The sequence below is a fragment of the Acerihabitans sp. TG2 genome (genome assembly GCF_035013185.1).
Lineage (GTDB): Bacteria > Pseudomonadota > Gammaproteobacteria > Enterobacterales > Enterobacteriaceae > Acerihabitans.
In genome coordinates, this window is record NZ_JAYGJO010000063.1 from 1 (window position 1) to 3,295 (window position 3,295).

Below are 3,295 nucleotides of genomic sequence, written 5' to 3' on the forward strand. Positions count from 1 at the left end.
AATTTGAAATGAAAGTATGCTGAGCAAAATCAGTATGCGAGTCTCTCAAAAGAAGCAAACCTAATTATTGCCGTGTCGATGGCAATACTGGTTCTGTGGTTAACGTGGGGTTTACCTCACCGACACCAGACTGTGCGAACGACTGCAGGGCAAGGCGCCCGGCGCGCAGCCAGCGGAGTGGACTTAATGTCCATGAGCATGGCGAGCACCGCGCAACACCGCAATGCAATCGTGCAGCCAGTCGCTGTAAAAAACAGAAACTAGACACTTTAGGGTTGTGAGGTTAAGTGACTAAGCGTACACGGTGGATGCCTAGGCAGTCAGAGGCGATGAAGGACGTGCTAATCCGCGAAATGCGCCGGTGAGCTGATATGAAGCGTTATTAGCCGGCGATGTCCGAATGGGGAAACCCAGTGCAATTCGTTGCACTATCGTTACGTGAATACATAGCGTAACGAGGCGAACCGAGGGAACTGAAACATCTCAGTACCTCGAGGAAAAGAAATCAACCGAGATTCCCCTAGTAGCGGCGAGCGAACGGGGAACAGCCCAGAGTCACCATCAGCGCAAGCATCAGGAGAGCGGTCTGGAAAGTCCGGCAACACAGGGTGATAGCCCCGTATCCGAAGGTGCATGCGTTGTGAGCTCGATGAGTAGGGCGGGACACGTGATATCCTGTCTGAAGATGGGGGGACCATCCTCCAAGGCTAAATACTCCTGACTGACCGATAGTGAACCAGTACCGTGAGGGAAAGGCGAAAAGAACCCCGGCGAGGGGAGTGAAATAGAACCTGAAACCGTGTACGTACAAGCAGTAGGAGCCTTGATTCGTCAGGGTGACTGCGTACCTTTTGTATAATGGGTCAGCGACTTATATTCTGTAGCAAGGTTAACCGAATAGGGGAGCCGTAGGGAAACCGAGTCTTAACTGGGCGTTAAGTTGCAGGGTATAGACCCGAAACCCGGTGATCTAGCCATGGGCAGGTTGAAGGTTGGGTAACACTAACTGGAGGACCGAACCGACTAATGTTGAAAAATTAGCGGATGACTTGTGGCTGGGGGTGAAAGGCCAATCAAACCGGGAGATAGCTGGTTCTCCCCGAAAGCTATTTAGGTAGCGCCTCGTGAATTCATCTTCGGGGGTAGAGCACTGTTTCGGCTAGGGGTCCACCCCGGATTACCAACCCGATGCAAACTGCGAATACCGAAGAATGTTACCACGGGAGACACACGGCGGGTGCTAACGTCCGTCGTGAAGAGGGAAACAACCCAGACCGCCAGCTAAGGTCCCAAAGTCATGGTTAAGTGGGAAACGATGTGGGAAGGCACAGACAGCCAGGATGTTGGCTTAGAAGCAGCCATCATTTAAAGAAAGCGTAATAGCTCACTGGTCGAGTCGGCCTGCGCGGAAGATGTAACGGGGCTAAACCATGCACCGAAGCTGCGGCAGCGGACATATCACTTAAAACAATTGTGCGTAAAACGATTGACGGAGCGCAGCGACGTCAATGCGTTCATCACGTCGAGTTGATTTAAGGATATGTCCGTTGGGTAGGGGAGCGTTCTGTAAGCCTGCGAAGGTGGCCTGTGAGGGTTGCTGGAGGTATCAGAAGTGCGAATGCTGACATAAGTAACGATAAAGCGGGTGAAAAGCCCGCTCGCCGGAAGACCAAGGGTTCCTGTCCAACGTTAATCGGGGCAGGGTGAGTCGACCCCTAAGGCGAGGCCGAAAGGCGTAGTCGATGGGAAACAGGTTAATATTCCTGTACTGGGTGTGACTGCGAAGGGGGGACGGAGAAAGCTAGGTTCGCCGGGCGACGGTTGTCCCGGTTTAAGCGTGAAGGTGGAAAGAGCAGGTAAATCCGCTCTTTTATTCAACACTGAGGCGTGATAACGAACCACTACGGTGGTGAAGGAATTGATGCTACGCTTCCAGGAAAAGCCTCTAAGCTCCAGGTCACATCGAATCGTACCCCAAACCGACACAGGTGGTCAGGTAGAGAATACCAAGGCGCTTGAGAGAACTCGGGTGAAGGAACTAGGCAAAATGGTGCCGTAACTTCGGGAGAAGGCACGCTGGCGTTAGGTGGAGGGACTTGCTCCCCGAGCTGAAGCCAGTCGCAGATACCAGCTGGCTGCAACTGTTTATTAAAAACACAGCACTGTGCAAACACGAAAGTGGACGTATACGGTGTGACGCCTGCCCGGTGCCGGAAGGTTAATTGATGGGGTTATCCGCAAGGAGAAGCTCTTGATCGAAGCCCCGGTAAACGGCGGCCGTAACTATAACGGTCCTAAGGTAGCGAAATTCCTTGTCGGGTAAGTTCCGACCTGCACGAATGGCGTAATGATGGCCAGGCTGTCTCCACCCGAGACTCAGTGAAATTGAACTCGCTGTGAAGATGCAGTGTACCCGCGGCAAGACGGAAAGACCCCGTGAACCTTTACTATAGCTTGACACTGAACATTGAGCCTTGATGTGTAGGATAGGTGGGAGGCTTTGAAGTGTGGACGCCAGTCTGCATGGAGCCAACCTTGAAATACCACCCTTTAATGTTTGATGTTCTAACTCCGGCCCCTAATCGGGGTCGAGGACAGTGTCTGGTGGGTAGTTTGACTGGGGCGGTCTCCTCCTAAAGAGTAACGGAGGAGCACGAAGGTTAGCTAATCACGGTCGGACATCGTGAGGTTAGTGCAAAGGCATAAGCTAGCTTGACTGCGAGAGTGACGGCTCGAGCAGGTGCGAAAGCAGGTCTTAGTGATCCGGTGGTTCTGAATGGAAGGGCCATCGCTCAACGGATAAAAGGTACTCCGGGGATAACAGGCTGATACCGCCCAAGAGTTCATATCGACGGCGGTGTTTGGCACCTCGATGTCGGCTCATCACATCCTGGGGCTGAAGTAGGTCCCAAGGGTATGGCTGTTCGCCATTTAAAGTGGTACGCGAGCTGGGTTTAGAACGTCGTGAGACAGTTCGGTCCCTATCTGCCGTGGGCGTTGGAAGATTGAGAGGGGCTGCTCCTAGTACGAGAGGACCGGAGTGGACGCACCACTGGTGTTCGGGTTGTCATGCCAATGGCATTGCCCGGTAGCTACGTGCGGAAAAGATAACCGCTGAAAGCATCTAAGCGGGAAACTTGCCTCGAGATGAGTCTTCCCTGTGACCTTGAGTCACCTGAAGGGACGTTAAAGACGATGACGTTGATAGGCCGGGTGTGTAAGCGCAGCGATGCGTTGAGCTAACCGGTACTAATGACCCGTGAGACTTAACCTTACAACACCTAAAGTGTTTGGA

Annotated in this window: 1 rRNA gene; it reads left to right on the top strand. The window is 52.9% G+C overall.

What is annotated here, in order from left to right:
- The first annotated feature begins 281 nt into the window (after nucleotides 1-281).
- Nucleotides 282-3,274 (top strand): 23S ribosomal RNA (locus SJI19_RS24300).
- The last annotated feature ends 21 nt before the right edge of the window (nucleotides 3,275-3,295 follow it).